At 72.6% G+C, this 23,201-nt stretch carries 14 protein-coding genes; all 14 read right to left on the reverse strand.

The window, feature by feature from the left end:
* Positions 1–18: 18 nt before the first annotated feature.
* The 14 genes from ACIBK5_RS03465 to ACIBK5_RS03530 all read right to left on the reverse strand — a co-directional run bounded on the left by ACIBK5_RS03465 (position 19) and on the right by ACIBK5_RS03530 (position 23,180).
* The gene (locus ACIBK5_RS03465; RefSeq protein WP_399015668.1) at positions 19–915 is read right to left on the reverse strand and encodes a peptidoglycan-binding protein; all 897 of its coding nucleotides are present in this window, start codon (positions 913–915) and stop codon (positions 19–21) included.
* Positions 915–2,465: a DUF6519 domain-containing protein gene (locus ACIBK5_RS03470; protein WP_399015670.1), complete on the reverse strand. Its 1,551-nt coding sequence runs from the start codon at positions 2,463–2,465 to the stop codon at positions 915–917. Before ACIBK5_RS03470 ends, ACIBK5_RS03465 begins: the two co-directional genes overlap by 1 nt.
* A gap of 77 nt (positions 2,466–2,542) precedes the next feature.
* On the reverse strand, positions 2,543–4,690 hold the full coding sequence (locus ACIBK5_RS03475; protein WP_399015672.1) for a hypothetical protein: 2,148 nt from the start codon (positions 4,688–4,690) through the stop codon (positions 2,543–2,545).
* Positions 4,690–8,502, reverse strand: a complete 3,813-nt coding sequence (locus ACIBK5_RS03480; RefSeq protein WP_399015674.1) for a putative baseplate assembly protein — start codon at positions 8,500–8,502, stop codon at positions 4,690–4,692. The genes ACIBK5_RS03475 and ACIBK5_RS03480 overlap by 1 nt, the downstream gene beginning before the upstream one ends.
* Positions 8,499–11,609: a putative baseplate assembly protein gene (locus ACIBK5_RS03485; RefSeq protein WP_399015676.1), complete on the reverse strand. Its 3,111-nt coding sequence runs from the start codon at positions 11,607–11,609 to the stop codon at positions 8,499–8,501. The genes ACIBK5_RS03480 and ACIBK5_RS03485 overlap by 4 nt, the downstream gene beginning before the upstream one ends.
* Positions 11,606–12,016: a GPW/gp25 family protein gene (locus tag ACIBK5_RS03490; RefSeq protein WP_399016235.1), complete on the reverse strand. Its 411-nt coding sequence runs from the start codon at positions 12,014–12,016 to the stop codon at positions 11,606–11,608. The genes ACIBK5_RS03485 and ACIBK5_RS03490 overlap by 4 nt, the downstream gene beginning before the upstream one ends.
* 14 nt (positions 12,017–12,030) lie before the next feature.
* Positions 12,031–12,375 carry a hypothetical protein gene (locus ACIBK5_RS03495; RefSeq protein ID WP_184595013.1) on the reverse strand — a complete coding sequence of 115 codons (345 nt, stop codon included), beginning with the start codon at positions 12,373–12,375 and terminating at the stop codon, positions 12,031–12,033.
* Positions 12,376–12,394: 19 nt separating this feature from the next.
* Positions 12,395–12,931, reverse strand: a complete 537-nt coding sequence (locus ACIBK5_RS03500) for a phage baseplate assembly protein V (protein ID WP_193483451.1) — start codon at positions 12,929–12,931, stop codon at positions 12,395–12,397.
* A gap of 42 nt (positions 12,932–12,973) precedes the next feature.
* Positions 12,974–14,113 (reverse strand): hypothetical protein, encoded by a 1,140-nt coding sequence (locus ACIBK5_RS03505; protein WP_399015679.1) that lies wholly within the window; start codon positions 14,111–14,113, stop codon positions 12,974–12,976.
* On the reverse strand, positions 14,106–14,480 hold the full coding sequence (locus ACIBK5_RS03510; protein ID WP_399015680.1) for a hypothetical protein: 375 nt from the start codon (positions 14,478–14,480) through the stop codon (positions 14,106–14,108). The genes ACIBK5_RS03505 and ACIBK5_RS03510 overlap by 8 nt, the downstream gene beginning before the upstream one ends.
* 8 nt (positions 14,481–14,488) lie before the next feature.
* Complete coding sequence (locus tag ACIBK5_RS03515; RefSeq protein ID WP_382487751.1) at positions 14,489–15,190, reverse strand: hypothetical protein; 702 nt, start codon at positions 15,188–15,190, stop codon at positions 14,489–14,491.
* 16 nt (positions 15,191–15,206) lie between these two features.
* Positions 15,207–15,905 (reverse strand): hypothetical protein, encoded by a 699-nt coding sequence (locus ACIBK5_RS03520; RefSeq protein WP_399015683.1) that lies wholly within the window; start codon positions 15,903–15,905, stop codon positions 15,207–15,209.
* Positions 15,906–15,918: 13 nt separating this feature from the next.
* A complete protein-coding gene (locus ACIBK5_RS03525; RefSeq protein ID WP_399015685.1) occupies positions 15,919–22,905 on the reverse strand; it encodes a DUF4157 domain-containing protein in 6,987 nt (2,328 codons plus the stop codon).
* On the reverse strand, positions 22,902–23,180 hold the full coding sequence (locus tag ACIBK5_RS03530; protein WP_399015688.1) for a hypothetical protein: 279 nt from the start codon (positions 23,178–23,180) through the stop codon (positions 22,902–22,904). The genes ACIBK5_RS03525 and ACIBK5_RS03530 overlap by 4 nt, the downstream gene beginning before the upstream one ends.
* Between the last annotated feature and the right edge of the window lie 21 nt (positions 23,181–23,201).

Genomic DNA, 23,201 nt, shown 5'->3' on the forward strand with positions numbered 1-23,201 from the left:
GGGGAGGGGCGCACACGCTCACTTCCCGGACTTGGGCACCTTCAGCCGGTCCCAGGTGTGCTTGCCGGGGATGCCGTCGGCGTCCCGCCCGGAGAAGCCCTGCTTCTGCTGCCAGAGCGCGTAGGACCGGCGGTCGGCCTCGGACCAGTCGGGGCTCGGCCCCTCCTCGTAGCGGCTGCATCCCTCGGCGACCAGGCGGCGGCCCATCGCCGTGATGATCGGGGAGCGCTGCCCGACGTGGAAGAACGCGGCGCCCGGGAACGGCTCGTAGGACGGCTTGGGCGCGGGCTTGGGGTCCGGGTCCGGCTTGGTGCCGCCCCCGGCGCCCTTCAGCCGGTCGGATATGCGCTTGCGCATGCCGTCCATGGTGAAGCCGCGCGGGTCCACCTTGCCCGGCTGCCACTCCTTGTGGCCGATGACGGAGCGCTCGGACCAGCCGTGGTGCCGGCAGATCGCCGCCGACACCTTCTCGATGGCCTCCTTCTGCGCCTCGGGCCACGGGTCCTTGCCGTTGCCGAGGTTGATGCACTCGAAGCCGTAGAAGTGCCGGTTGCCGTCGGTGTCGGCCTCGTTGTCGCCCGGCAGCTTCGACTCGTTGATCACGGCGCGCAGGACGTCGCTGTCGCCGAGGCCTGCGTGGTTGGCCCGGCCGTTGCCGACCAGGTGCACATGGCCCTTCTTGTCGATGACGCCGTGGCACAGCGGGCCGGGCAGGCTCGAGTAGCCGTCGTAGCAGATGTCGACGGAGGCGGCGGTGCCGGAGGTGACGGTGTGGTGGATCATCACGCCGTTCACCGGGCCCCAGGGGCCCTTGCTGTTGCGGTTGTGGGTGCGCCAGCTGCGGACCTCGTGGACGGTCACGCCCTCGGCTCGCAGGATCTCCACCAGCTTCGACGCGCTGAGCGGCTTGGCCATCAGTTGTCTCCTTCGACGGCGGCTTCCGCCTCCGCTGTGGTGTGGGACCTCCCCTGTGAGGGGTCCTCGGCGGCCAGCTCCTCGCGGCGGGCCTGTTCTTCCGCGGCGAGCGTCGCCTCGTCGGCGGCCGGCATGCTGCTCGCCAGCGGGCCGAACGCCAGGCGCAGATCGACCGCGCTGCCCTCGCCCTTGATCAGGGCCAGCGGGGCGAAGTGCCGGGCGATGCCGGCCGGTCCGCGGAGCAGCGGCCGACGGGCCGGGTCGACCGGCCACTCGACGCTGCCGGTGGCGGTGCGGGCGGGCACGATCCAGTGGTCGCCGGTGCGGTAGGCGCCGCCCTTGGCGAAGTACACCTCGACGCCGTCCTCCAAAGGCAGCCACTCCCCCTCCGTGACGGGGATCGCCCCGCCGCGCAGGTCGGTGCTGCGGCCCTTGCGCCTCGGGCCGCCCCGGTGGTCCCAGCGACGCAGGTACGGGTTGAGATGCGCCAGCCGTCCGACGCCCGGGTCCGGTTCGGCCGAGAGGCGGACGCGGCGGCCGGGCAGGTCCAGCTCTTCGACGCGCAGCAGCGGCAGCGGCTCCAGACGGGAGGCGTAGGCGGTGTCGGTGAACTCCACGTGGTCGCCCACGTCCAGGTCCAGCTTGTCGTCGTGGCCGAGGGAAGCCAGCTGCACCCAGGTGCCGTCGAGTTCGTCGACGGGGAAGACGACGGAGCCGTTCTCCCTGGACCACTTGAAGGTGGCGTCCTTCGCCTCGCCGCCGGCGTGGACCTCCACCCGGTACAGCTGGTTCTCCGGGCCCCGGTAGCGGGCGTCCGGCTTGACGAGGCACGGGTCCTCGTCGGCGTGGTCGGGCCGCTCGCTGCGGGCGGCGAGCCGGGCCGAGGGGGCCGACTGGCGCTGCGCCCAGCGGGTGAAGGCGGCCCGGACGACCTCCTTGGACGGGTCGGTCTCCTCGATCTCCAGCTCGGTGAGGGACAGCGGCAGTACCTGCCAGACGACCTTGAGGCGGGCGGCGGTGTCCGGCATGGCCGCGCCGAGGGCGACCTCGCGCAGCGCCGGGTCCTCGGCCGCGTTGACCGAGCGCTCCCACACGTTCAGGTAGACCAGGAACGGCGTCTGGGCGGGCGAGGGCAGCCGGTCGCCGGGCCTCTCGGGGTCGCGGAAGGCGTCGGGCTGGTCCCAGTAGGTCCACTGCGCGGGCGGCTCCGGTGCGGACGGGGACTCGTCGTGTTCCTCGTCGGTGACGGGCACCCCGGCCGCCGGGCGGTCGGCGTCGCACAGGATGCCGTCGACGTAGTAGCGGCCGCCGTGGACGACGAGGGTGTCGATCTCGTGCTTGCCGCCGACGTACTCGATGCGGAAGCCGGCGGCGTCGCGCGGCCCGCCGTGCGGTCCGATCAGGTCGGCGGCGAGGCTCCGGGCCTGGTGGAGCTGGATCGCGGTCTGCTCGTTGAGGTCAGCGTCGAGCTGGACGCGGCCCTGCTGGGCGACGACCGCCGAGTAGTGCCGCTCCGGCCGGAACGTGGAGCGGGAGAGGTCTGCGTGCATGAAGGGTGTCCCCCCTGGTTCAGAAGTGCGGGTTCACGAAGTCGGTGGCGGTACGGCTCAGCCGGTGGCGGTGCGGCTCACGTCACGAAGAAGATCCCGGCGTCGGTGCCGGCCGGGGTGTACTCGGCGAGCCGGGCCCGCAGGCCGTCCTCGCGCTGCGGCCGGTACAGGTCGTGGAAGGCGCCGAGTTCGGCTCCGTCGTCCGCGCCGCGCCGGATCTCCTCCGGGCAGCAGTCCGCCAACAGCCCGTACCAGGGCGTGCCGTAGCGCTGGGACGCGAAGAGCGGCTTGGTGTCCGGGCAGCGGTGGCGGCGCGGGGTGCGTGAGCCGGCGGGGACGCGGGAGTAGCGCACGCAGCCGATGCCGCGCCGGGCCACGTGGAGCCGGCCCGTGAAGACGCTGTTCTCGGCGATCCGCACCGCGTGCGTGTGGATCTCGCCGATGACGGTGGTGCGCTGCAGGTGCAGCACGGCGTGGGCGTGGCGGCAGTCCGGGGCGGACAGGGCCTCGCGGTCGTCGGCGGTGGCGTCGAGGACGCTGTCCCGGATGTGGATGTCGAGGGGGTCCTCGCCCACCTCGTCGCCGATGACCTCGATGGTGCCGAGGATGCTGTGCTCTATCTGGAGGCAGGCGGTGGTGCGGTCGAGGACGATGCTCGGCTCCTCGGGCGAGTGCGGATCGCACTCGGGCTCCAGTGACCAGCCGGGCACGAGCGTGCTGTGCCGTACGACGACGGCGCCCATCGCGCCGGTCACGTTGATGCCGCGTCCGGCGACCAGCAGCCCGTCGAGGACGACGCGCGGACGCTCGTGCGGGGCGCAGTCCTCGGACACCGCACGGATGTTGAGCGCGTCGGGGCGGTTGCTGTACCAGTCGAGCAGACGGATCACGGGTCGTGTGCCCTCCGCCGCCCGCAGTTCGAGCCGGTCGCCCGGGTCCAGGTCGAAGTCCAGCTGCTCCTGATAGGCGCCGCTGTGCGTGATCTCGATGATGCCGTCGGGCCCGGTGCGGCCGGCCCGGCGGTCGTGCTGCCAGGCCCGGTAGGCGTCCATGATCTGCCGGTACGGCTGTCCGGGCCCGACCCGGTAGAACTCGGCCTCGGGACGCGGCTCACGGTCGCGCTCGTACTCGCCTCCGCCCATGTCGGCCGCGAACGCGTAGTGGTAGTCCACCCACACGCCCTGCCGGGGCGCGGAGCGCGAACCGAAGGCGATCCGGCCCAGCTCCGGGTCGACGGCGACCTGGCCGCGCTTGGGACGGTAGCGCCAGTCCGACAGGTCGGCGACCACGATGTCCGAGGGCGGAACCGGGTTGTCCTCGCCGTCGCGCCGGATGACGAAGCTCTTGCCGGGGCCGTAGTAGTCGAGCAGCCGGTCGTGCAGGAGACGTCGCGTGATGAACGCCGGGACGTTGTCGACGGTGGCGATGTGCGTCGGCGAGGGCTCCGGGAACGGCTTGGTGGCCAGCGGGGTGTCGTTGCCGAGGATCGAGAAGGTGTAGAGGTTGCGGGCCCGGTCGATGCAGTAGGCCGGGGTCCGGGTCAGCGCGTACGCCTTCAGCCGCCATACGAACAGTGCGACGCCGGCCGGGGTCCAGCCGCCCTGCCGGTGCCTGGACTCGGCACGGCGGACGTCGGCCGTACGGGCGCTGTTCGCGAAGGGGCCGCCGCCGAGGGCGAGTTCGGCGCCGTCGCGCAGGTCGGTCAGCCGGCCGCGCTCGCCCCGGTGGGTGCCGGTGCCGTACAGCTTCACCGGCTGGGTGTGGGCCACCTGACGGGACAGTTCGACGGCGCGCGCGGGCCAGGCCGCCACCTGCTCGGACAGCTCCTCCAGCAGGTGCAGGGTGCCCTTGCGGCGGCGGCTCGCGACCGTGGCGGCCACGTCCCGGCGGGGGGCGACGGCCTCGGCGAGGGCGGCCCGGCCGCCGTCGTGCAGGCCGGTGGTGAGGACGCGTTCGTAGCCGGGCAGGGTGCGGTAGCCGACGAGATCGCCGAGGTACGGCAGCACCCAGGGGGCCGCCGTCTCCACGAACAGGTCCTCGTAGCCCTGCTGGACGCCGTCGCGGACGCGGTCGACCTGCTCGGCGATCACGGCGAGCAGCGCGCGCAGCGGCTCGCCCTCCTCGGCGTCGCGCAGCCGGTGCCAGCGCGGCAGCAGGTCGGCGAGCCCGTCCGGCTCCCTGGGCACCACCGGGGCCGGCGTCTCCAACTGGGGATCCGGGGACATCACTTGACCTCCGTCAGAATCAGGGTGTCCGCGGCCCGGGGCGACAGCAGCGCGAGCTGGGCCGGGCGGATGCCGCGGAAGACGTACACCGACCGGCCCTCGGGCAGGCGCCTGGTGTCGGTGATGTCGGGGTTGAGGCGCAGCAGTTCGGCGAGCGGGACGCCGTACTTCGCGCAGATCTCCGACAGCGTCTCGCCGTTCTCGGCGCGGACGGTGTGGATCTTCTCGTCGTACGTCGCCGGGTGCGCCGGGACGGACGCCTTGGGCGGGCCGGGCCGGGTGAGCAGCTCGGTGAGCTCCTCCGGGGTCGCGGAGGCGGGCACGCCGGTGAAGACGTCGACGTCCACGTAGTCGACGCCCGGCACGGTGTGCGCGGTGGCCAGGACCTCGGAGAGACGGGCGGGCCGGCCCAGCTCCCGGCCCTCGAAGCCGAGCCGGTTCAGCAGGGCCTGCCGCAGGCGCGGCTCGACGTGGTGCCAGGCGTGGTCGGGAGCCACCTTCACCTGCGCGGCGATCAGCAGCAGGACCAGTTCCCGGCCGTCCACGCGGACCGGGAGGTTGGGGTCGCCGTACTCGGTGAGGGCGCCGCGCAGGGCGCGCAGGGTGTCCGAGTCGGGGGCGATGGGCACGTCGTCCGTACCCGCGACCGTCACGTGCAGCACGCGCCGCCGCCCGTCGAAGAGTTCGCGTGCCGAGGCCCGGCCGATGCCGGCGCGGGAGCGGGCGAAGTCCTCGTAGTCGGACTCGGACACCAGCCGGTCCAGCGCCGAGACGGCCAGCGGGACCGTACGGCGGGTCAGGCCGGGGCCGTCGGCGTCGGCACCGCCGCCGGCCGGGCGCGGGTTGGTGACCGCGGTGACGCCCAAGGGCCGGGTGAGGGGCTGGGTGACGCGGTCGGCGGGCACGTTGGCGGCCCGGCCGGTGCCGAAGCGGTAGCGGGCGCGGACGTTCTCGTGCCCTGAGGGCAGCCGGGCGCCGTGCACACCGTCGCCGAAGGTCACGGTCGTCCGGCCGTCGGCCGTGGCACCGCTGATGTAGACCCGCTCGGTCGGGCCGCGCCCGGCGAGGCTGTCGACCTCGTGCCACAGCACGCCGTCGACGCGGAGCTCCAGCACCGGGGTGGCGCCGAGGGGGTTGTCGTCGGCGAGCCAGGTCAGCGGGGACTGCCAGAGCGCGAAGGTCTGGTTGACGCGGTCCGAGTCGCCGCTGCCGATGGCCTCCTCGCGGCTCTCGCCGTGGGTGGCCTCGACGACGTTGCCGAGGACGCGGACCGTCTCGCGGCGGTAGCGGTGGGCGAGGTCCGCGGTGAGGGTGAGCCGCGTGTGGACGTGGTCGCCTGGCAGTCGGGGGTCGACCGCCGGGTCGGCGGCGGCGACCGTGACCACCTCGGTGGCCTTGACGCCGGCCGTGCCCGGGATGTCGCTGCGTTCGCCCGTCACCATGAGCGTGCGGCCGGGCCGCAGCCCCTCGTACAGCTCGGCGAGTTCGATCTCGTTGCCGTGCACGTCCTCGCCGAGGGGCTCGTCGGCGAGCCGCAGGGGCTCCCCGGCCGCGTGCACGGTGGTGTCGCGGATGTGCGACAGCAGCACGTCGAACTCGTCCAGCCAGGGGTCGGCGAGGGTGAGTTCGGTGCCGCGTCCGGTGATGCCGTAGTTGGTGTACGCGGCGGTACGCGCGGCCACCACCTGGGTGGTGACGAACGCCAGCCTCGGATCGCCTGGCACCCCGCCCTCGGCCCCCTTGGCGGGCCGCTGGACCGCCACCCAGCTGCCGACGGTGATGCCCTCGTGCACGGTGTCCAGCTGGAGCGTGCGGCGGTTGACCGGCTCCGGCTTGCTGGCGATGACGACCTCTACGTTCGGCTCGGCACTGCCCACCGTGTACTTGAGGCTGACCTCGTGGTCGCCGTGCGTGAACTGCTCACTGGCGCCGGGCCGGAGGGTGATCTGTTCGGAGGTGCCGTTGTGGACTCCGACGTGGACCAGGCCCTCGTCGTCGGGCCGGGACACGAACAGGGTGCGCTCGGGCAGGGCGGACAGCAAGCGGGCCGTGACGCCGGGCTCCTGGGAGTCGGCGGGCCGTCGGTTCAGCCAGCTCAGATCGCGGTCCTGGCCGGAGCGCACGGACAGTTCGACCTGGCCGGGGCCGAGGGTGAAGGTGACCGGCTGGGCGACGGGCAGGTTCTCCGCGCGCTGGTCGGAGCTGCTGCCCTCGACGTACTGGAACTCGGCCCGCACCGGGGACTTGCCCGCCGTGTCGAACACGACCCGCATGGTCGCCAGCACCGCGCCGGTCAGCGGCCAGTCGGCGGTGCGGATGACCCGGCCGCGATCGTCCTGGACCGGCTTCAGCGGGGCCGTGGCACCGAAGGGAGCAGCGGTGACCCGCAGGGCGAGCAGCTCGCGCAGAAGCTGCGGCGCACCGGGGGCGGCGGCCGTGCGCCAGGCCGGGTAGAGGCTGCCGAGGCCGGGGTTGAGGACGGAGAGGAGACGGGCGGTGTCGGTACCCGGGAGCTGCCGCCCGATGGTGCCCGAGGGGGCGGACGTGGTGCCGCGCAGGGCGGGAAGCACAGCGCCCAGGGCTTTCAAAGCGGCAGCCCGCGAGTCGCCGCCCTTCAGGGGCGCGGGGAACTGCGCGACCAGCCCCGACGGCCCCGCAGACGGCCGACCACCCGCATCCGTCTGCGCAGGCGCCAACTCCATTGCCTTCTCAGCGAGTTCCGCGAACACCGCCTCCAACCGCTCGAACCACTCCGCCACCCCCTCATACGGAGCAGCCAGCACCTGCGCCTCACCGAGCCGGGCCAGAGGCTCGACGAGACGGCCCGCGAGCCGCTCGGGCGTCTTGACCCCCTCCAGGTCGTTACGGAGCGGTTCGAGGACCTGGTCCTCGAAGTCCTCGATCAGCCGGCTGACCGGCCGCGGGTTGGGAACCTCCGGCGTGGGAGGCTCCTCCCCCGGCTCACCGGGCTGCGCCGGCAGCGCGATCCAGCGCCGCACCTCGTCGACGAGCTCCCTCAGCGTCGGCGGCGCCGACTTCGGCAGCGAGATCGCCGTGATCTCGTCGTCCCGGTCCACCCGCGTCTTCGAAACCGGCAGCAGCTTGCGCGCACCACCCGCGCCCTCCCCGAAGACGAACAGCAACTGGTCGCCGGTCTGCAGGGACAGCGCCGTGCCCTCGACGAAGAGTTCGGAGCGCTTCTCGAGGTCCTGCGGCGTGAGCAGCGAGGGACGGCGGCGGCGGACCTTCAGCTCGTTGAAGTCCCAGCGGGCCGTCAGGTCCCGGGAGGTCTCGAAGGTCAGCGACGCCTCGTCGGCGTTCGCGGGGACGCTGTGACTGCGCGCGCCGCGCGGGATCAGCACGTTCTGCGCCTCGGCGCGCGGGTCGCGTTCGAGGGTGTACGCCAGATGTGTGGCGGCGGCGACACCGGGACGCGGGCGGTGCCCGACGAGCCGGCCGAGCAGCACCAAGGAGCGGTGCTCGTCGGCCGTGCGGAGGTAGGCCTCGTCGGCGATCCGCTCGGAGTGGAAGGTGAGCAGGTCGCCGAGGACGGCCGTGGCGTCGAGCAGGCCGATCGCCGGATCGTCCGGGGTGCGGACGGTGAGGCGGTTCAGCTCCGGGTACGCGGGCGAGGCGAGCCGGTCGAGCAGGGCGGCCAGGAACGAGCCGTACTCGCCGACGCGGTAGTCCAGCGCGGTGCGGCCGGGCGGATTGTGCGGCGGCGTCGGCGCGAGGCGCTCGTCGTGGCCGCCGCGGCAGGCGCCGCCGCAGTCGCAGTCGTCGGTCGCGGGGACCGGGTACGGGTCCGTCATCGGGCACCTCCCAGGGATATCGCCAGCAGGCCGTTCTCCGGCCGGTCCGGGTCGTTGTCGCAGGTGGCGATCTCCAGCGGGCCGAGCCGCAGCACGCCGTCCTCCCTCTCTCCTCGGTCCTGTTCGGACAGTCGGCGCAGCCGGGTGACCTCGACGCTCTCCACTCCGGGCACGGCCGCGGCGACGGCGACCAGACGGCTGAGCCGGACCGGTTCGCCGAAGGTCAGCGCGTCGGGGTGGAAGAAGCCGAGCCGTCCGCCGGGCAGCCGTCCGCTGCCGAGCACGCGGTACAGCTCGGCCAGGATCTGCCCGTGCTGGTGCCCCGGCCTGGCGCAGACGCTCAGCGCGATGTCGAGCGGCACCAGGCGGGCGGCCCCCACGACGAGGTCGTGGCCGATGCGCCGGTATGCCTCCAGGGCCTGGGCGACCGAGTCGAGCAGTCCCGGCGACGGGGCGGTGGTGCCGTGCGCGTCGATCGCGATGTGTGCTTCCTGGACGCTGCCGGTCCAGCGGATCTCGGCCGCCGCCCGCTGCACGCCCGGCAGGGCGCCGGCGAGGGCGGCGTAGTCCTCGGCGGTGACCGCGCGCAGCCGGGTGCGGCGCAGGTCGAGCGGGGCCAGCTGGCGTACCTGCTCGACGGGTTCGGGCTGGATGCCGCCGGTGGCGGGCAGCGGATTGCGCACCACGGCGGCCGGCGCCTCGCAGTCGCCCTGCACGACCAGGTGGTTGATGGCCTCGGCGCCGACGTTGCCCGCGGTGCCGCCACCGAGCCGGTAGCGCAGGGCCAGGCGGGAGCCGGGCGTGGGCCTCGCGCCGTGCCGGCCGTCGCCGAAGCGCAGCGCGAGGCGGCCGTCGTCCTCCAGTTCGCCGACGAAGTGCCGCTCGCGGGGACCGCTGTCGAGCAGGTCGCGGCGCGGCACCCAGGTCTGCTCCCCGTCGTGCGGGCGTACGGCGGGCAGCGCCCGGCGCGGGTCCTGGGCGAGGGCGGCGGTCGCCGAGCCCCGCAGCACCGTCTCCTCGGGGTGGAGTCCGGCCGCGTGGGCCGGGCCCCAGGCGTGGGCGATCTCCCAGGCGATGTGCCCGTCGAGGACGGTTCCGGCCCGGGCCCGGGCGGCGAGGACCTCGACGCGGCGCAGCTTGGTGTCGAGCAACTGGTCGCTGCGGTAGAGCAGTTCGCGCAGGGCGCGGACCGGGTGGCGGTGCAGTTCGAACCGCTCCAGCACGTTCAGGCCGTAGATCACGGCGAGTTCGGCGATCTCCTGCTGGCCGAGTCCGTCCCGGTCGCGGGCGCTGCGCCACAGTTCGACGAGGCGCTGCCGCACCCGTTCCGGGATGGCCGCGATCCGCTCGGCCTGCCCGGCGGCGACGGTGCCGGGGTCGGGGAAGGGCACCGCCTGGGTGACGGGCGTACGGTCGAGGACCGGGCGGAAGCGGGGCGCGATGCCCGGGTAGACGGACTGGGCGAGCAGGGCGCGCAGGGCGGCGGCCTGGGCGTACGCGGTGCCGGGGACGACCTGTTCGTGCCGCTGCCCGGCGCTTTCCAGGCCGAGGCCGGCGCGGTTGGTCGCGGCCTCGCCGACGACGTCGAAGAGTTCCCGGACGTCGTCGGGTACGAGGGCGCGGCCCGACTCGGTCCGGTCCGTGAGGGCGTTGATGAGACGTGCGGGCGCGTTGCCCTCCTCACGGTCGTGGCAGCCGAAGGCGGGAGGGTCGCAGGGGGCGGTCACGGCGGGCACGGGCGGCACGGTGACCGTCTCGGGCAGGCCGGTCAGCGTCCGTCCGTGGTCGGCGAGGACGACGTTGCCGCGGGCGAGGGTGACGTCCTCGACGGGCAGGCAGTCGCGTCCGCCGCGGGTGGTGAGGCAGAGCGGGAAGCGCAGCGCGTCCTCGGCGGCCCAGGTGATCTCCAGGACCGGCTGGTCCTCGATCCGGTCGAGGCCGGGTGTCACGGAGGTGATCCGGACGGCCTGGCGGTGAGCGGGGTCGGCGTCCCCGGGGGTGCCGGTGCGCGGGCCCTTCACCTCCTCCAGGACGAGCACGTCGCCCGGCCTGAGCGCCAGCCGGCGCTCGCGGCAGGTCTCCGGGTCCACCCAGGCGTCCCGCAGGGTGGCGGCGGTGGCGCCCCGCGGCAGGGTGCACACCTCGCCGCCCCAGGTCCACAGCCGGATCGCGTTGTGCGCGACCCGCAGCTCCAGCGGGTCGGTGGCGACGACCGGTTCGAAGACCTCCACCGAGCCGCGCTCGTCGAGGTCCCCCAGGTCGGCCTCGTCGATCACCGTGCCCGGTTCGGGGCGGTCGTGCGGGTCGAGGCTGCGCACGTCGACGGAGGCGAAGCGGAAGGTGCCCGGGGCGAGCGTGACGTCGTCGGCGGTCCGGACGGTGACGTAGGCGCGGGCGTTGCAGCCGTCGTGCATCGCGTAGTCGATGAGCTTGACGTGACGGCGTACGGAGACGCGGCGGCGGGCGGTGTCGAGGTAGGCCTCGGTGGCGACCGCGTCCTGGTGATAGCTGATCTGGTCGCCGGTGTGGGCGAGGAGCTCGACGAGGGTCATGCCCAGGTCGGCCGGGTTGCGCTCCACCCAGTCGGGGGTGGTGAGCGCGAGCCGGTCCAGGAGCAGCTTGCGGATGGTGTCGTAGTCGCGGGCCGTGTAGTCGATGACGGGGGCGGCGGGGAAGTCCGTCTCCGGCCGGTGCTCGTCCTCGCAGTCGAAGGGGGTGGGGCAGTCGGGCCGGAAGGAGAACGTGGCGCTGTGGTAGCGCTGGTCGAAGCCCCGGTACGGCTCGGTGCCGGGCCGTCCGTACGGGTCGGTCTCGACGAGGGAGAGCCGGTAGCGGGAGGTGTCGCCGGCCCGGTCGAGGGTGACGTAGAGCCGGTCGTCGAGCTCCGGGTCCTCCTCGCGTTCGACGCTGACGTCGACGGCGGTGATGCCGGTGACGCGGCGGCCGCCGTCGATGCGGACGTTCTCGGGGCAGAGGCCGTGCGGGGCCTTGCCGAGAAAGGTGACGGTGAGCAGCAGGCCGTCGTCGCCGGTCTCGACGGTGTCGACGCCATTGAGCTGGGCGGCCCTCACCTTGGCGCGGCGGGACGCTGTGGTGCCGGTCGTCATGCGGCGGCCCTCCCTTCGAAGACGTCGTCGCGCCGGGTGCCGGTGGCCCGGACGGCGTACGACAGGAACACGCGGACGGAGTGGTCCTCACTGACGATGTCGAGGGCCGTGATCTCGATGAGGTCGCCGAGCCAGCGCTGCAGCGCGGCCTGCACGGAGAGTTCGAGCGTGCTGATCAGCTCGGGGCTGTTGGGCGCGAACACCAGGTCGAGGAGCCCGCAGCCGAAGTCGGGGCGCATCACGCGCTCGCCGGGGCTGGTGAACAGCAGCTGCTCGATCAGGTCGTGGACGTGCTCGCCGTGACCGGCGTGCGCGGTGCGGCCGCGGCGGTCGGCGCGGAAGGGGAACGCCACATCGCTGCGCGGGCCCCTGGCACCCACGGGAGCGGTGGCGTTGCCGGGATTCATCGGGCTCGTCGAACTCATCGGACGGTGACCTTTCGCTGCGCGGCCTGGACGACGGGAGGCCCCTGCGGGACGAAGGCCGCGCTGAAGCACTGGGCCGCGGAGGTGTCGAGGAGCACGGGCGCGCCGTCGACCGTGATGCCGGTGGTGTCGGCGGTCCAGCGGACCGTGACGCACGGCGAGGGCACCCGGTCGACGGTGTGCGGGCAGCCGGTGACCACGTAGGAATGCGCGGCCGTGGCGACGGCGGCACCCGCGACGCGGACGCCGCCGGAGGGCGGGGTGGCCGCGGTGACGCGCCCGCCGTGCGGGCAGCCGAGCACGGTGCCGGCGTCGAGAAGTCTTCTGGTCGTTCCTGTCACTTGCTGGATCCCCCGTCGTCTATCGCTTCGAGAGCACGGTCAACTGGCCCTCGTTGATCGTCACTTCACGTCCGCGCAGCACGACCTCGGCACCCGCGCCGGTCGCGATGACCACGGCTTCCTTGGTGATGCGGATATAGGCGCCGCCCTGGGCCTGCAGGAGGATCCCTTGCTCGGCGCCGGGCGTGTCGTTCATGACGAGCTTGTGCGCCTGCGGTGTCTGCACGACGACCGGCTTGCTGGGCGAGTTCGCCTGGAGTTCGCGGCGCGCGTCGGGCGGCAGTTCCTCGGCGGCGCCGTACCAGCACCCCGTCCACACCGGGAAGCTGGGGTCCCCCTGCTCGAACTCCACCCACACACCCGCGCCGGGCGGGGGCACCACGAACTGCCCGGACTCCGGCCCGGTGAACGGCAGGCAGGGCAGCGCCCAGGTGGACGGCTCGTCACCGAGCACGTCGGGGACCTCGACGGTGACGCGGCCGATGCGCAGCGGGTCGTTGTTGTCGACGACCCGGCCGCGGAATTTGCCGAGGTAGCGATTGCTGGGTGCCGCCATGGTGGAGGTGCTCCTGGTCGATGGTCTGGTGGAGGGGGTGGGTCAGGGCCGGACGTAGTCGCCGCGGGCTTCGAGCCCTTCCCTGGAGAGGGTGAAGTTCTGCTGGTACGAGCCCGGCCGCAGGTTGTGCGTGACGGACTTGACGTAGTAGTCGCCGTCGTAGGCGCGTCCGGCGCCGCGTACGCCGACGAGCTGGCGCGGCTGGAGGATGTAGCCGTGCCGGTTGACGTCGAGGGACCCGGAGCCGGAGACGACGTCGGCGGAGACGGCCGCGCGGGCGAGCAGTTCGGCCTCGGCCTGCTCGCGCTGCTGCTTGGCGGTGCCGGACAGCGTCTTGCGCTTGAGGGCCGGGGTGGGGCGCCTGCCGAGGGGCGGGCGCAGCGGGCTGATCGGCGGTTGCGGCAGCAGGGTGGACTGCCGGGTTCCGGGGTCCTGCCAGCGTGCCTGCGGCTCTTCCCTGGCCGTTCCGTCGTAGGCGAACGTCATCTGGTCGACGGTGGACTGGGCGTCCATGTTGACGTTGAGGGCGTGCTGGCGGATGCCGAGCCGGACCTCCGGGCCCCAACGGGCGGAGGACTGACCGGGGTTGGGGCCGGGCTCCAGATAGAAGGTGTAGCCGTTGGCGCGGGCGAGCTCGGTGACGTACTGGAGGTCGGTGCCGGTCTGGTAGTGCACGCGCAGGTCCTGGTGCGGGGGCTGGGCGACCTTCTCGGTGTAGACGTCGGGCCGGATGCCGTAGTCGGAGTAGCGGCGCAGGATGGCGAGGGCCCGCTCGGAGGGCGGCAGGTTGGGGTAGCGGGCGGTGCGCTCCTCCAGGTCCATCAGCAGGGTGAGGTCCTCGCCGGTGACGGTGAGGGTGGAGTGGCCGGGCCGGTTGCTGGCACCGACCTCCTGCCGTACGACGAGCCCGTCGAACAGCACGGCGGCCGTGCCCCGCACGTTGACGGTGACGATGAGCCGGGTCTTCGGGTCGAAGTACCCCTCGGGCAGCAGCCGGCGGCTGATGATGCCGTTCTTGGTGAGGTCGAAGGCGAGCTGGAAACCGCTGCGCTCGCCCGCGGTGGCGGTGATCTGCGCGGAGAGCAGGGCCTCGGTGACCTCGGCGGGCACGGGGCGGGCGAGCTTGGGCCCCATGAGGAGGGTGATGTGCACGGGGCCCTGCCCCACGGGCAGGTCAAACACGCCGGTCCCCCTGCGGGAAGCCGCCGGCGACCGGAATACCGATGATCCGCCCGGCCTCGTCGGTCAACTCGCGAGGATCGAGCACCGGGTTGGCGTCGGCGATCTGCCACCACTGCCCGGGGTCGCCGAAGTACCGCTGGGCGAGCAGGTCGGGCCGCTCCCCCGCGGCGACGACATGAGGCTGAGCCTCCTGCCGGCCGCCGTCGTCGAGGGGCGGCAGCAACCGGCGCTTGGTGTACCGGACCTCGCTTCCGTCGGGGCGGCGGTGCACCCCGATCTCGGCGTCGTGGTACCGGCTGGTGCGCGGATAGGGATGAGCGCCGGGTATGGCGTCCAGGGCGCTCTCGTACGGTTCGATGTCGGCCATGGTGTGGCTCAGCCCCTCCTGATCGATGCGCTCGCCGCTGCTCCGATGCCGCCGCCGAGCCCCAGCGCGCCGAGGCTGCCGCCCCTTGCCGCCGCGGCCAGCCGCTCCTTCTGCGCGAGGTGTGCCATGTACAGATCGGCGCCGCGGTGTCCGGCGGGCAGATCGCTGACGGTGAGGATCTTCATGCCGATGCTGAGGGAGGCGCGGATGGGATTGAGGTTCACGTCGAAGGCGGACTCGTTCACGGACAACTCCGTCAACCGCACGGGCATGACCCGCTTGCTCCCCCATGTGAACAGCGTCAGCGGCATCTCGATCGGGCTGATCTCGATGGCACCCTTCTGCGACAGCTTGCTCGCGGCGCGCAGTTGCGCGGTGGTCGGCTGTACGAGCATTTCCAGCGTGGCGAGTTGAGGGTGGATCCCGTCGGGCGCCGCGATCTCGAACTGGTCGGTCGCGTCGATCTCGGCGGTGAACTTCCAGGTCTCCTGCGCGGGGCCTTTAAGCCGCAACGCCTCGTTCCGGTCCCCACTGCCGGTCCCCCCACCTCCGGCATCACCACTGTCACCCGCCGACTGGGGGCTCACGCTGCGTTCGAGGGTGTCCGGGTTGAACTGCAGCACGATGATGCGTTGCGGGGTACCGGTGTCGGGGTTGACGACGACGATGCCGGAGCGGATGGGCTTGGGGATGTCGGCGTAGCGGGTCATGGGTTCCTGTCCGTATCTAGCGCAGACGCTCTGCGAGACGTGCTCGCAGCGGCTCGTAGTCATGCGCGGGGAACAAGTCGGGGAAGACTCGAAGCATTTCCTTCAGGAAACGCACCGTCACCTCGTATCGGTCATGCGCGAGAGGAACATCGGTGTAGAGGAGCTGCCAGCCGAACGTTCCCTTGGTGATCCTCAGCGCCTCGAGATAGCCAGGCAAATCGACATCCATCTGGTGAATACCGCGTGGACCGTCGCTGAACCAGATCTCCGGGCTGTGCGCAACGCCGTGCCGAATGCGTAGCGAGGCCACCTTGCCCGTACCTGTCAGGCTCGTGACGTCGAAGTCCCGGAGCTCGGACAGGAACTCCCGCTGCTTCGACGAAGGATCGGGCACACGCTCGACCGGCGCGGAATCGCGAATGGCCCTGACGAGCGGAATGATGTCGAACTCCCCCGCGAACAAGGGGTCTTCGTCCTCCTCCGTCATGCCGGCTCCCCATCCGGCAGCCACATCGGAGAACCGCAGGTAGCAGTCTTTCAATGACGGGGCGAGCACCACCCCGTCCCGCTCTTCGAGCGAAGCGAAGGCAGCATCGGCATCTGCTGCCTCCCCGTCGGGGAACTCGAGGTTGTCCATGTCCAGGAGAACATCGGGACAGCCTCGTAGTTCGTCGAACACGTCGATCCATGCACGCTCGGCAGGTGTGGTTTCCACAATTCTCTCCGACTCAGAATCTGATCTTCACTCGTGCGGCAATTAGTTTGGCGAGGTCCTTTCGTAGCCGCTGAGCAGGCTCCCCGGTGAGTCCCGAGGCGCCGGCGGACAGGGCCGCTACCAGATCGTCCACGCTGTTGTAGCTCGCGGGCGAAGCGCTGAGCAGCTTGACAATTGTCTGCGCGGTGGAATCGGAGACCCGGGTCACCATTCTGACCGTGGCCGCCTTGGCCTTCTTGATGTCGAATCCGGCTGTGATGTTGGGCGCCGGGACGTTCTCCGCCCATGTCTTGCTCGCGCTTCTCTCCTGCCATTGGTTACCGGACACCCTGTAGCCGCCCCAGCGCACCCCTACCCGGCGCGGAAAACCTGGATACTGGCCCCGGTAGTTGATGGAGACCTGATACCAGATCATCTTCTCGGGGACGGCCGGAATCGTTCCGTGTTCGACGTCGTGCCCGATTGCGGCCTGCGCAGGATGCTCGATCTGGACCATGGCCCGGGTGTTGGTGGCGCCCGGCGCGGGGACGAGATTGGACGTGGACGCGTGACCACCGATCTTCGTCGGCAGCATGTGCATGCGCACCCAGTACCGACCTCGTTCGGCTCGCCCACCCGGAAGTTGCTCAAGTTCCTTCCATCCCACCGGATGGGCACCGCGTCGCTCGTCCGCCTCCGTCCCCGGCGGCGTGCTCTTCTTGACGAACCGGGCCTTGAAGTTGAAGGCCATGGGCCCGTCGACGAACGGTGGCAGGATCGTGTCCGGCAGGGGCGGCTCCTTGTCGCCGGAGTTCCGCTGCTCCAGCAGGTCCGCCAGCACCTTCATGGCGTCCCGAAGCCGCTCGATCTGACGCTGGAACGCCACGTCGCCGAGCGTGCCGCGGCTGACACCGTGGCGGTTGCGGGGCTTGGGCAGGGCGTTCTGCATGGTTTCGACCGTGCGACTCTGTCGGCGGGCCGCGGAAACGAGGTCGGTCATGGCATTCGCGAGGTCGACCTGGCCCTTTGCCTTCAGCTCCTGTATCTCCGTGTCCCAGTCCCCGAAGTAGCCCGCCATGGCCTGTAGCACACTGCGGACCGCCAGATCGGCGCTCCTGCCCTTCCCGTCGAACAGGAGAGTGTGGGCCTCGCCGTCTCTCGTGCGAAACCGGACGCTCGGCAGGTCGAAGTCCGTGATGCCGTTGTCCTCCCGCTGCTTCTCGTCCTCCCGCCGCCGGTCCCGGCCGCGGTCGCGCGGCCTGTTCCTGCCACGATCGTCCCGGCGCCGCCACTGCTCCCGCAGCCTCCGCAACCGCTCGTCGAGTCCGTTGCCGATCCTGCGGCGGGCCTTGCCGAAGAGCTTGCCGGCCGCGCGGCGGGCTCTGTTGACCGCTGACTTGATGGTCTGGCGTGCTCGTCGGAGGGGGCGCCGGCGGGGGCGGTCCTTGTCGGTGTCGCGGCGGCGGTCGTCGTCACGGCGGCGGTCTGGACGGCGGTCGTCGTCACGGCGGCGGTCTGGACGGCGGTCGTCGTCACGGCGGCGGTCCTGGTCGCGGCGGTCGGCGGACGGTCGGCGGTCGTTCCTGCGGTCGTCGTCCCGGCGGCGGTCGTCGGGGCGGCGGTCGCCCGCACGCGGGTCCTTGGGGTCGCGGTCACGGTCGCGGTCGTTCGCGTCGCGGCGGCGGTCCGGGCGCATGGTGTCCCGGGCCGGGCCGCGGCGGGGCGTGTCGCGGCGGTCGGGCCTGTCGTCGTCCTTCAGGCGGCGGTCCGCGTCCCGCATGCGCTTGCGGGCCGCGTTCACCTCGCGCCCCTCGTCGCGGCGTTCGTCGTCGCGGCGCTTCCTCGGGCGGGTGGTGTGGGCCGGGCGGCGCTTCTTCTCCGGGGCGGAGCGCTTGCCGGGGCGGGGCTTCGACGGGGGGCGGGAGGTCCTGTCCGGGGACGGCTTGCGGGGGGCCGACGGGCGGTCGGTGGGCCTGTCGGCCGTGCGGTCCGCGGGGCGGTCGTCCGTGCGGTCCTGGGACGGGGTGCGGTCGTCCCTGGGCTTGGTGGGGGCGTCCGGTGGGGACGGCGCGTCGGACGGGCCCGGCTTGTTCTTCTTCGTGCGGAGGTTCTTCAGCATGTCGCCGAGCCGTTCGGCCACCTTGCCCATGAAGCGGCCGACGCCCTCGATGAGGAACTCGTAGACCAGTTCCAGCAGTGCCACGACTCCCGCCGCGACCGCCTTGGCGAACGGCAGCGCGCCGTTGCCGCTCTTGACCGACTTCAGGAAGTCCATGAACAGGCCGAACGCGGCGAGGATCTCGCTGAGGGCTCCCCACGCCGTCTGGAGGGCGTCGATGACGGCCATGACCCAGCCGGCGCCGGGGATGAGCTTGGCGACGACCTTCTCGACGACCATCACGCCGATGATGACGGGGAGTTGGGGCAGCGCCTCGTCCCAGGCCATCTGCGCCATCTGCTCGACGGTGACGCCGCCGGAGATCAGCTCCTGGAAATCCTCCATCGGGATGCCGATGATCTCCTGGACCTTCTGGTTGAACCAGGCCCTGACGGCGGTCTTGATCTCCTCGAAGAGGTGTTCCTTGGCGCCCGTCTCCGCGGCGGCACCGGCCTTGCTGATCCAGTCGCCCGGGTCGGAGACGATGTCGTTGAAGATGGCCGCCCACTCACCGAGCGCGGCGACCGCTGCGGCACCGAACTCCAGCGCGCCGACGGTGACCGTCTCGGCGATGTCGACCGCCGCCAGCAGCCCACCCTCCAGCGCGTCGAGCCCCGCCAGGAGCGCGCCGCACAGTCCGTCGAGGAGCTTCCCGGCGACCTCCTTCAGCGCGTCCGCCGCCTCGTTGACCTTCTGTACGGCCCAGTCGCGCGCCCCGTCGATGGTGTTGCGCCACTTGTCGCGCATCGCCGGGTAGTCGGCGAGGAGCTCGTCACCGAGGGCGATCAGCGCGTCGGCGAAGGTGTTGATCTGGTCGATGACCCAGTTGCGGGCGTCGTCGATGAGCTTGAAGACCTGCTGCTTGAACTTGTCGATGAGGTCGGTGACGACCTGACGGGCCTTCTCGAAGACGCTCTTGATGGCGTTCTTGAGCTTCTCGAAGAACTCCTTGAGCTTCTCGATGGCCTCTTCGAGCCAGTTGTCGGCGTCGTCCTTGCCGTCCTCCTGCTTCTTCTCCGCCTCCTTCTCGGCGCCCGTCTGCTCGTCGTCGATCTTCTTGTTGTCGTCCTCGGTCCGCTTGTCGACGTCCTTGTCGGTGTCCTCCTCCTTCTTCTTGATGTCGTCGCGGACCTTGTCGTACTTCTTGCCCTTCTTGCCGTCGATCTCCGAGACCTTGTCGTCCTGCTCCCCGCGCCACCGGTCTCGTGAGTCGGCGATGTCGGAACGGCCCTTGTCGCGGGCGTCGGACTGCTTCTTGCCACTGGCCGTGACCTCCTTCTGGAGGTCCTGGTCGTGCTGCTTGCGGTCGTCCGCCGCCTTCTTGTCCTTGGCCTGGCGCTCCTGCCCCATCTTGTCCCGGCCCTGGGAGAAGCCGGCCTGGATCTGCGGACCCCGGTCGTGCTCGGCGACCGCGGAGGCGGACTCGATCGGCACACCGCCGCCCGACACCGACCGCGCGCCGCCGCCCTTCGCCGTCTTCTTCCCGCCGGCCACCTTGCCGGTCAGGGTCTCCCTGGGCACATCGGGATAGATCTGGTCCTCGCCCATGGGTCGGGCCGCGTCGTCACGACCCGACTGGTGCAGTTCGTTCTTCCGCTCGTCGAGCTTGCGGCCCTGCTCGTCGGTGCGCTGCGGGTCCGAGTCGTTCTCCAGCGGAAGCCTCGGGGCGTCGCCCACGCGGGCGTTCTTCAGCCCCTCGTCCTCGGTCGGCAGTCCGAGGATGGAGTCGATCAGGTCGTCGAGCGGGAGGATCTCCTTCAGCAGCTTGCCGAACAGCTGGGCGCCGATGGTGACGGCGATGTCCCACCAGCTCGGCTCCGGCACGTTCGCGCCCGGGACGTCGCCTTCCGGCTTCTGCTCGCCCTTGATCTCGGGCGTCCTGCCCTGAGCCGCGTCCGTACGGGCGACCTTGGCGTTCGTGTACGTGCCCGGGGCCGCCGCCCGCGGGCCGCCGGGGACCGTGCGCGGCGAGCCGGAGGGCCGCTGCGTCTTCGGCGGCGCCTTGCGCAGGGTGGTGCGTTCCTTGTCGACCGAGCGGCCGACCGCGCTGCCGACGCCCTTGAGTGTCTCCAGGGCCTGGTGCGGCTTGAGCCCCGCGGCCGTCGACAGACCGGACTCGGGGGTGGCGTTGGAGACGTCCGGGGGCGGGGTCTCCTTCTTGGCCTTGGGGTTCGCCTTTGACCCGCCGGCCCCGGAAGGGCGGCCGCCGGATCGGACGGGCACCGGGGCCGCGGACCTACGGCCGCCTCCGCCGCCGCCTCCGCCGCCACGGCGCGCAGCGGTCTTCGCGGCCTGGCGCGCGGCCTGGCGCTTGCCGCCCGCCGGGCGGGCGCGTGAACCCGTGGAGCCGCCGGACGCTCCGGTGGGGGCCGCGGACTCGGCGGCCTTGGGAGTGTTGGTCCTGGGTTGCGGCCCCGCCGCCATGGGCGAAGGGCCGTTGCCCGGTGCCAGTTTCGGCGCGCTCGACGGCCCCGGGGTGGAGACCTTGTCCGGCCCGCTCTCGGGGCCGGGAGTGGTCGCCGGACCCTTGCCTTCGGAGCTCTCCTGGCCACCGGGGGACGTGTCGGGGGCGGGAGCCGTGGCCCCCTGATCCCCGGCGGTGTCGCGCGGGCCGCTCGTCCCGCCCGCTTCGCGCCCGCCCTCGGACTTGCCGGCCTGCTTGTCCTTGCCCTTGTCCGCCCCGGCGTCCGCCTCCTTCCCACCGCTGCGGTCGGGGGCTCCGGCCTCGGGTTTCCGGGCGCTCTGGGCGGTCCCGCTCGCGCCGTCCTTCTCCGCCCCGGTGCTCGACGGTGCACCGGCACCCTGCGTACGGGCGTCCTCGCCCGACTTGGCCAGCTGGTCCGGCGCGGCGGTCTCACCGGGCCCCGCGGCCGCACCCGTCGCCGCGGCGTCCGAGGTCCGGGCCTCCTCGTCGCGCCGTGCGGCCTCGGCGTCCTCCCGGCGTTCGTCCGACTGCTTCGGCTCCCGGTCCGTCCCGGCGGTGTCCGCCGTCGAGGCCGCACCGGGAGCCGCCGTAGCGAGCCCACCGCCGACTACGGACGCGTCGGTCTGGTGCGCGTCGGCCGTACCGCTCAGGAGGTCCTCGAAGGACTCGCCGCCGCTGCCTTCCTCCTCCTCGGAGCGCGCCGCGGCGTCCCGGGACGTGCCGCCGGGCGTGGCCTCCTGCGCTGCCGTGTCCTGCGCCGGGGCTTCGGAGGCCGACGGCAGGGTGGGCAGCGGGGCCGTACCCTTCCGCCGCTCCTCGGCGAGACCCGGGTTCTTCGCCGCGTCCGTGTATCCGACCAGGTCGGCATCGGGCACGGGCTGCGCGCCGGCCGTCCCTGCCGTGTCGTCGCCCGCCTCCCGTTCCGTGTCGTCCTGCGCGGGTTCCGCGTCCAGGCCCAACGGCTCGTCGTCGCCGTCCTGTTCGTTCTCCGGGTCGCCCACGGCACGGGCCGTTCCGGTGTCCCCGCCGGTCCGGGACTTCTCCCCGGGCTCGGCGCCGCTGCGGTCGACGGTGCCGGGGGCGGGGGCCTGGCGGCGGGTCGCCTCGGACGCGCCCTCGTCCTCCCGCCGCTCCTGCTCGCCGGCCTGCTTCTCGGGCTCCTGGGCGGCCTCTTCCTCGGGGCCGCCCCGGTCCTCCTCGGCGTCGCGCTCGTCCTGCTTGTCCTGGTCCTGCTGGTCGCGTTCGGTGTCCGAGGCGTCCTTGCGTTCGTCGTCGGCGTCCTTCTCGGCGTCCCGGCCGGAGGCGTCCTTCTCCTCCTGCTGGTCCTGGGCGCGCTCCTGCTCGTCCTCGGCGCCCTCCTGCCGGCGCGCGGCCGAGCCGGCGCCGCCCTGGGCGGGCTCCTGGGCGTTCTCCTGGTCGGCGTCGCCGGAGGCGGATCCTCCGCCGTCCTGGTTCCCGGCGTCCTCTTCCCGGTCGCCACCGGGCGCGGGCCGGCCGTCCTGCGCTTCCCCACCGGGCTTGCCGGGCTCGTTCGGCCGTACCTCCCGGCCGGGGGCGGCATCGGTTTCGGAGTCCTCGCGAGCGCGCTCCTCCTCGATCTCCTCCGCCGCACCGGGTACGGCCAGCGGAGCCGCGGCGGCCTCCATCGGCAGCGGGCCCGACCGCTCCGTCTCCTCCACGCCCTCCAGCAGCCGGTCGACGACGGGCACGGGCAGCCGCAGTTCCAGTCGGTCCAGGACGCTGTCCTGCACCTCGGGCGCCATGCGGGCCAGCTGGATCCGGACGCGGCCCGACCGGTCCTCCGGGTCGCCGCGCAGGGAACGCAGCAGGCCGTTCGCGAGGCGGTCGACGAGGGTCGCGGGGTCCAGTTGCTCCGTGCGGCGGCGGTCGGCGTCGACGGTCGCGTAGCGGAGCCAGCCGGGGGTGGCCTGGGCCTGGTCGAGGTCCGCGGCCCCGTCCGGCCCGGGTTCCGTGCCCCGGACCAGCTCCTGCGCGGCCGACTCGGCCTCCCGTTCGATGGACTGCTGCGGCAGGCTCACCGCGCCCAGGTCGCGGCCTGCGCGCAGGGTGCCGAGGCCGTGCGGGTTCTGGACGGTGTGCAGCAGCTCGTGGGCGAGCAGCCGGCGGCCCTCGTCCGTGCCCGGCCGGTACGCCCCCTCGCCGAAGAAGATGTCCTGGCCGACGGCGACCGCGTCCGCGCCGAGCAGGTCCGTGAGCTGCCCGGCGTCCCGGCCGGTGTGCAGGCGTACGCGGCTCAGGTCGTGCCCGAGGCGCTCCTCCAGTTCCCGTCGTACGCCCGGGTCGAGCGGCTGACCCGCGCCGCTGACGATGTTCTTCGGCTCGGGGGCGCGGGACGTGGCCGCACGCTCCTTGCGCTTGCGGCGGCGCTGTTCGGCGGACTGCTCGGAACGGCTGTCCTGGGTCGGGGAGTTGCTCATGAGGTCACCTCCCCGCGGCCGCACAGGCCTTCGTGCACCGCGCGGGCCAGTTCCTGCCCGAGGCGGCGGGCGGACAGGCCGGCGGGCAGCGGGGGCAGGCCGGAGAGGACGTCGGCCGTCCAAGGAGCGTCGGCGGGCACGCCGCGTTCGCGGACCAGCCGGGTCAGCTCGTCCTCGAAGGCGGCCGAGACCCGGTCGGGGTCCGCACGGAAGCCGCCGAGGACGAGCTCGCCTATCTCCACACGGATCTCGCGCGGCGCCGGTGTCGCGCCCACCCGCGTCCCACCGGTTGCACC

The organism is Streptomyces sp. NPDC050546, from assembly GCF_044457425.1.
In the GTDB taxonomy this organism is placed as follows: Bacteria; Actinomycetota; Actinomycetes; order Streptomycetales; family Streptomycetaceae; genus Streptomyces.

Bases quoted from the DNA above. Each gene is read 5' to 3' on its own strand.
- ACIBK5_RS03515 (WP_382487751.1), bottom strand. From the start codon at position 15,190: ATGACCCGCTACGCCGACATCCCCAAGCCCATCCGCTCCGGCATCGTC.
- ACIBK5_RS03525 (WP_399015685.1), bottom strand. From the start codon at position 22,905: ATGAGCAACTCCCCGACCCAGGACAGCCGTTCCGAGCAGTCCGCCGAA.
- ACIBK5_RS03510 (WP_399015680.1), bottom strand. From the start codon at position 14,480: ATGGCCGACATCGAACCGTACGAGAGCGCCCTGGACGCCATACCCGGC.
- ACIBK5_RS03465 (WP_399015668.1), bottom strand. From the start codon at position 915: ATGGCCAAGCCGCTCAGCGCGTCGAAGCTGGTGGAGATCCTGCGAGCC.
- ACIBK5_RS03500 (WP_193483451.1), bottom strand. From the start codon at position 12,931: ATGGCGGCACCCAGCAATCGCTACCTCGGCAAATTCCGCGGCCGGGTC.
- ACIBK5_RS03480 (WP_399015674.1), bottom strand. From the start codon at position 8,502: ATGACGGACCCGTACCCGGTCCCCGCGACCGACGACTGCGACTGCGGC.
- ACIBK5_RS03485 (WP_399015676.1), bottom strand. From the start codon at position 11,609: ATGACGACCGGCACCACAGCGTCCCGCCGCGCCAAGGTGAGGGCCGCC.
- ACIBK5_RS03475 (WP_399015672.1), bottom strand. From the start codon at position 4,690: ATGTCCCCGGATCCCCAGTTGGAGACGCCGGCCCCGGTGGTGCCCAGG.
- ACIBK5_RS03490 (WP_399016235.1), bottom strand. From the start codon at position 12,016: ATGAATCCCGGCAACGCCACCGCTCCCGTGGGTGCCAGGGGCCCGCGC.
- ACIBK5_RS03470 (WP_399015670.1), bottom strand. From the start codon at position 2,465: ATGCACGCAGACCTCTCCCGCTCCACGTTCCGGCCGGAGCGGCACTAC.